The organism is Neobacillus drentensis, assembly GCF_036966985.1.
In the GTDB taxonomy this organism is placed as follows: domain Bacteria; phylum Bacillota; class Bacilli; order Bacillales; family Cytobacillaceae; genus Neobacillus; species Neobacillus drentensis_E.
Window position 1 is genome coordinate 1 of the sequence record NZ_JBALSN010000611.1, and the last position, 7,006, is coordinate 7,006.

A 7,006-nucleotide genomic window follows, 5' to 3' on the forward strand; every position below is an offset into this window, starting at 1 on the left:
GATAAAATAATTAAAAAACATGAAACTTTTAGAAGAATTATTCGTCTAATATAGTGTAAATGAAATTTTTGAATGTTTTGCTCTGACAATATTTTTTGGAAAAAAGGATACCCTTTTAAGAAACAGTGGTGTATAATCAATGATATAAATTACTTATTTATAATTATTATTGAAATTGGTACTACCTGATTATAACCAAATTGCTTGATTCAATATAACGGATTTTAAATAACAGTCTCAAATAAAAGAGGAGTGTGAAGCTCGGATGGTAACACTATACACTTCACCAAGTTGTACATCATGCAGAAAAGCAAAATCATGGTTAGAAGAACATGAAATCCCATACACAGAGAGAAATATTTTTTCAGAACCATTAACCATGGAAGAGATTAAAGAGATTCTTCGAATGACCGAGGATGGTACAGATGAAATTATTTCTACAAGATCAAAGACATTTCAAAAATTAGACGTTAATCTAGATGCGATGCCGTTACAAGATCTTTTTGGTTTAATCAAAGAAAATCCAGGGCTATTACGCCGCCCGATTATCATTGATGAAAAACGATTACAGGTTGGGTATAACGAGGATGAAATCAGACGATTCCTTCCAAGAAGAGTTAGAACGTTCCAGCTGCGCGAAGCACAGCGAATGGTTAATTAAATAATTAGGCCTTCATATAGGAGGTCTTTTTTTGTATATAAAAATTATATGATTTCATTTGTAGTTTCGGTGTCACTTTGCTACAATAAAAAGAATATCGTACCGCTAATCTTTAGGCATTATCACGGTTTTTAGATTTTAGCCTTTTTTATTTCCCTTATTAGTACTTTTATCATAAAATAAAGTACATGAGTATTTACTTTTTGCCCTATGAGAATTCTTTTGGATTTAAGTAAATGCTAAGGCAGTATCTGCTTGGGGGTATTTTGTCCCTTCAATCTGGAAAACGGAAGGGAGAGGTTTAGATGGAGATTGAACGCATTAATGAAAATACAGTAAAATTTTACATTTCATATGGTGATATAGAAGAACGAGGCTTTGACCGTGAAGAAATCTGGTACAATCGGGAACGAAGTGAAGAACTCTTTTGGGAAATGATGGATGAAGTTCATGATGAAGAAGAGTTTGTGATTGAAGGTCCTCTTTGGATCCAAGTTCAAGCACTTGATAAAGGTTTAGAAATCCTTGTTACTAAAGCACAACTATCAAAGGATGGTCAAAAGTTTGAATTACCCATTCCAAATGACAAACTAAAAGATCTGCCGGTAGATGAGCAAATTGATGAGATTCTGGATCATCATTTTAATCCAAATCATTCAGATGAGGAAGATATATTACTTGAGGAAGAAACATTAGAATTCCTCATTGGTTTTAAAGATTTTGAGGATGTCATTAGTTTATCCAATCGGGCAGGTTTAGATGATTTAGTGACAAAGCTTTATCATTTTGAAGGGAAATATTATCTATTTACAGAATTTCCTGAAGACTTATTTGAAGAAGATGAAATTGATGATATATTAAGTATTTTGCTTGAATACGGATTTGAGACACAACTTACGATACATCGAATTCAAGAATATGGAAAAGAGATAATTTCTGATAATGTTTTTGCTGAATTACGCAAACATTTTCACTAACTAATGTACCGATTTCAATATTGAAATCGGTATTTTTAACATTAATTATTTTGGAAAAAAATTCTGGCAGGTGAGGACACTGAAAAACACAGTAAGGGTTATTTTATTTTTGTTGCTATTATCCGTACTTTGGTTTTTCTTTAAGGATCGTTTAGCTAGTGGAATATTTGGTATCTTGAGTGTGCTTGTTACACTGTCGGTCATATTCATAGGCTTTGTAATTTTCCTTGAAAACCGCCATCCAACACAAACGATTACATGGTTAGTGGTCTTAGGCAGTTTTCCATTAGTTGGTTTTATTTTTTACCTCCTGTTTGGAAGGAATTATCGTAAGGAAAAGATGTTTAGAAAAAAATATTTCCTAGATAAACAAGCTTTTTTGACCGTTGAAGGGGAAGAAGATCCGAGAAATGATGAAAAACTTAGTTTAATGGGTGAACATCAAGGGAAATTATTTAACTTGGCTCAAAAACTAGGGAATAGCCCAATCTCCTTTGACACTGCTACAAAAATATTAACAAACGGTGAGGAAACCTTTCAGCATATTATTGAACAATTAAAAAAGGCTAGACACCATATCCATCTGGAATATTATATTGTTCGCCACGATCATATTGGTCAGGAAATTAAAAATCTACTGATTGAGAAAGCCCATCAAGGTGTTAAGGTACGTTTTTTATATGACGCAGTGGGTTCTTGGCAACTTTCAAAATCTTATATTAATGAACTTAAAAATGAAGGTATTGAAATGGTCACGTTTGGGCCTGTAAAACTCCCATTTTTAAATAATAAATTTAATTTCCGTAATCACCGTAAAATGATCATCATTGATGGAAATATCGGCTTTGTTGGCGGGCTAAATATTGGGGATGAATATCTGGGGAGAAATAAGCAGATAGGGTTTTGGCGTGATACTCATTTAATGCTTCGAGGAGAGGCAGTACGAACGCTGCAGTTAATATTTTTACAAGACTGGTATTATATGACCAGTCACAGTTTCTTAACAGCCGAATATCTATCACCTCAGATTGATGACGAAAGTCACGGTGGGGTGCAGCTCATTGCTGGAGGACCGGATAATGAGTGGAGTGTGATTAAAAATATTTTTTTCTCTATGATTGCAAGCGCGGAGAAATCAGTTTGGATTGCATCCCCTTATTTTATTCCGGATGAAGATATTTTTTCAGCCATAAAAGTAGCTGCACTTAGTGGCATTGATGTACGACTTCTTGTACCTAATAAACCAGATAAACGGATTGTCTTCCATGCTTCACGGTCATACTTTCCTGAACTTTTGGACGCAGGGGTTAAGGTCTATGAATACGAGCGGGGGTTTATGCACAGTAAAATTGTCATTGTTGATTATGAATTAGCCTCGATCGGGACATCGAATATGGATATGAGAAGTTTCCATTTAAATTTCGAGGTTAATGCTTTCTTATTCCGTACAAATAGCACACAAAAGCTTGTTGAGGAGTATTTAAACGACCTTGAATTTTCCAAACAATTGGATAAAGCAACCTTTGATGATAGACATCTTGGTTTTAAGGTACTTGAATCGACGGCAAGACTACTCTCGCCATTACTCTAAACTAATAAAAATACTCGTCAAATTGGCGAGTTTTTTTTATGCTTTAAAAGGTATTTATCGAATTTTGACGAATTAACATAGTGAAAGGAGGAGTGAATTAATTGCTAACGGCTCAAACAAAATTGGGTATATCTATCTGTCTCGGCCTTGATTACAAAAAGGATACTCTTTTAGAACTTCGCAGTAAAGAAGAATTTTTTTGCCCTATTTGCGGGGAAAGCGTTTTACTCAAATTAGGGGATCAGCGCATTTTTCATTTTGCCCATAAGCAAGGGGGAGTTTGTCATGATTTCTATGAAAATGAATCCATATACCACATGGAGGGCAAACGTCAACTCTATCAGTGGCTGGTGAAACAAAAGATCCCTTCAATATTAGAGTACTATGATAAGGAGATTCAGCAGAGACCTGACATAATGTTCAAGTTTAATGGAGAGAAATTTGCATTAGAATATCAATGTTCAACGATTCCAGAAAGTATACTTATCAAAAGGAACAATTCATATCTTCAGAACGGTTATCATCCCATATGGATTTTATCTAGCAACCAAATCCGTACAAAAAGAAATAATATGGTTGTTTTATCCAACTTTCAATACCTATTTTTACGAACAACTTCTGCAGGTAAGTTTTATATACCATCCTATTGCCCCGAAAAACAGCAATTTCATTTTGTTGGATCCATTACCCCTTACTCGATAAAAAATGCCTTCGCACATCATTCTTTTTACCCAATAAGGAAAATGGACATAAAAGATTTATTAGAACCAAAGATCAACACTCAAATAGATTTTTCTAGTTGGAACAAGCAAATTGAAAAATTTCTTCTTAATTGGACGCTTCATCCTAGTAAACAGCATCATTCATTTCTTCATGAAATCTATAACAGAAACCTTAATCTTTTCCTACTGCCGACAGAAATTGGCCTTCCAATCCCTCATTCACTAATCATTCAAACTTCGCCGATTATTTGGCAAACCTATTTATTTATTGATTGTATTGTCAACAAAAATATTGGTGATTTAATAACCCTACAGGAATTATCCTTCCATTTCAATAAAAGGATTCAAAGAAAAGAAATAGTCTTAAGAAATTTACCACAAGCTAAAACAGGGACATCGTTATCTGCCGTACTTGACTATCTTTTATTGTTAGAGCAATTGGGTATCTTAACGAAAATGGGAGAAACTACATTCCAATTGAAACGGAAAATATTTATTCCTAGAACAAATCGAGAAAAAGAAGAGGCGAAGGACTTATTTTATCAAAAATATCAGCGTTTCCTATCGAATAGATAAATGAAAACAAACAGAAGGGCATACTATATAGAGGTGTAAATAGTTTCCTTTCTGTCAATTGCTAAAAGGAAATTGGAAAGATAAGGAGAATACTATGTAATGATACTTTCTTTCACAGGTAAATATAGAATGGAGGATAAAGGATGGCAAATGAAACAGCAATAAAATCACTGCCAGCAAGAAGTGAGATTCCTGAACAAGATACATGGAAATTAGAAGATATTTTTGCAAATGATCAGGAATGGGAAAAGGAATTTCAAGAAGTAAAAAGCCAAATTCCAGGAATTAAAGAATTTGAAGGAAAATTAGGTGAAAGTGCAGAGACACTTTATAAAGCGCTTCAATTCCAAGACAAACTATTAGAACGAATTGGAAAGCTTTATACATATTCACATATGCGTTATGACCAAGACACAACAAACTCTTTTTATCAAGGCCTGGATGACAGAATGAAAAATATGTATTCACAAGCAGCCAGCCAATTAGCTTTTATTGTCCCAGAAATTCTTTCTTTAAATGAGAGCCAGGTAACCAGTTTCTTAAGTGAAAAAACAGAATTAAAGCTCTATGAGCATGCACTAGCTGAAATTAACCTGCAAAGACCACATGTCCTCACTGCAGAACAGGAAGCATTGCTTGCAGAAGCCAGCGAGGTGATGGATGCTTCTAGTAATACGTTTGGGATGTTAAATAATGCAGACCTTGAATTTCCATCTATTAAAGATGAAAATGGTGCTGAAGTTGAAATTACTCATGGCCGCTATATTCGCTTTTTAGAAAGTGAAGACCCACGGGTAAGACACGACGCATTCAAAGCTGTATACAAGACATATGGTGATTTTAAAAATACTTTTTCAAGTACATTAAGCGGTAATGTGAAAAAGGATAATTTTAATGCAAGAGTAAGAAAGTATGATTCAGCAAGACATGCTGCGCTTTCTGCGAACAATATCCCAGAAAGTGTGTACGATAACCTTGTAAACACAGTTACCGATCATCTTCATTTATTACATCGATATGTAAAGCTTCGTAAAAAAGTCCTGGGTCTTAATGAACTTCATATGTATGATTTATTTACACCGCTTGTCAAAGATGTAAAAATGGAAATCAAATACGAAGAAGCGAAGGAATTAGTCATAAAAGGGTTAGCTCCATTAGGCGAGGAATATGCGAAAATACTAACTGAAGGCTTTGAAAATCGCTGGGTTGATGTACATGAAAATAAAGGCAAGCGGAGTGGTGCCTACTCATCAGGTGCATATGGGACACATCCGTACATTTTAATGAACTGGCAGGATAATGTAAATAATTTATTTACACTTGCTCATGAATTTGGCCATTCCGTACACAGTTACTATACTAGAAAATCACAGCCGTATCCTTATGGGAATTATTCAATTTTCGTTGCTGAGGTGGCTTCGACCTGTAATGAAGCACTTTTAAACGACTATTTATTAAAAACAATTGATGATGAACAAAAACGAATATTCTTACTCAACCATTACCTAGAAGGCTTTAGAGGGACGGTGTTCCGTCAAACTATGTTTGCTGAGTTTGAACACATGATTCATCAAAAAGCCCAAAATAACGAAGCATTAACAGCAGATGCATTAACAGAAAGTTATTATGCATTAAATAAAAAATATTTTGGCGAAGAAGATATTGTAATAGACGAGGAAATTGGATTGGAATGGGCGAGGATTCCTCATTTTTATTACAATTACTATGTTTATCAGTATGCAACTGGTTTTAGTGCAGCAACAGCACTTAGCACGCAAATTTTAGAAGAGGGCGAACCAGCGGTGAAAAGGTATATTGAATTTCTAAGTGCAGGAAGCTCAGATTATCCAATTGAGGTATTAAAAAAAGCTGGCGTCGATATGACTAGTGCAGAGCCAATAACAAATGCTTGTAAGGTTTTTGAAGAAAAACTGAATGAATTAGAGCAATTATTAACACAAGCATAATGAAAGGGATGGTGCCAAACTAGCTGCCATCCCTTTCTAAAATCCTCTAAATTTTTTCCGGTCATTAAGGTAATTAATGAAGATAAATATCGATACAAATAATATAGGGGTACTGAACAATAAAGGGAAAAGCTTTAACAATGCAAGGATTTGAAGAAAAAAAGCAATTAAAATAAAAACAATCATAAGTGTTAAAGGGAATTTTCTCATATAAAAGGCCACCCTCAAAAAAGTAAGTTTCATTTCTCTTACTACTATGTTTATTGTCCATTCCGTGAATTTATGATAATTTGACAATTATGTGAAACAAAGCACAAACTTATTGCCGTACTGAGAAATAGCGTGCTATATTATATACATGAAGTTGATCACAACAAACACAAACCCCTTTGTTTGACCGTGAAAAATTTCTCCCATCCCCTTTGTTCGTATAATAGAAAAATGCCTTGCAGTAGAAACTGCAAGGCATTTTTGTTTATTGAAAAGGCTAGGTTAAGCTTATTGTTTATTTT

At 34.3% G+C, this 7,006-nt stretch carries 5 protein-coding genes; all 5 read left to right on the forward strand.

The annotated features are described in order from the left end of the window. Positions 1-265: 265 nt before the first annotated feature. The 5 genes from spxA to pepF all read left to right on the forward strand — a co-directional run bounded on the left by spxA (position 266) and on the right by pepF (position 6,494). On the forward strand, positions 266-661 hold the full coding sequence (gene spxA / locus V7659_RS28995; protein WP_026566143.1) for a transcriptional regulator SpxA: 396 nt from the start codon (positions 266-268) through the stop codon (positions 659-661). Between the two features lie 305 nt (positions 662-966). Continuing rightward, on the forward strand, positions 967-1,638 hold the full coding sequence (gene mecA / locus V7659_RS29000; protein ID WP_335543508.1) for an adaptor protein MecA: 672 nt from the start codon (positions 967-969) through the stop codon (positions 1,636-1,638). A 79-nt stretch (positions 1,639-1,717) separates the two neighbouring features. Next, positions 1,718-3,229: a cardiolipin synthase gene (cls, locus tag V7659_RS29005; protein WP_335543511.1), complete on the forward strand. Its 1,512-nt coding sequence runs from the start codon at positions 1,718-1,720 to the stop codon at positions 3,227-3,229. Positions 3,230-3,330: 101 nt separating this feature from the next. Next, positions 3,331-4,527 (forward strand): competence protein CoiA, encoded by a 1,197-nt coding sequence (locus V7659_RS29010; protein WP_335543509.1) that lies wholly within the window; start codon positions 3,331-3,333, stop codon positions 4,525-4,527. A 143-nt stretch (positions 4,528-4,670) separates the two neighbouring features. Beyond that, positions 4,671-6,494, forward strand: a complete 1,824-nt coding sequence (gene pepF, locus V7659_RS29015; RefSeq protein WP_335543510.1) for an oligoendopeptidase F — start codon at positions 4,671-4,673, stop codon at positions 6,492-6,494. Positions 6,495-7,006 lie beyond the last annotated feature (512 nt).

Excerpts from the sequence above, each read along its gene's own strand:
- spxA (WP_026566143.1), top strand. The coding sequence starts at position 266 with ATGGTAACACTATACACTTCACCAAGTTGTACATCATGCAGAAAAGCA.
- mecA (WP_335543508.1), top strand. The coding sequence starts at position 967 with ATGGAGATTGAACGCATTAATGAAAATACAGTAAAATTTTACATTTCA.
- pepF (WP_335543510.1), top strand. The coding sequence starts at position 4,671 with ATGGCAAATGAAACAGCAATAAAATCACTGCCAGCAAGAAGTGAGATT.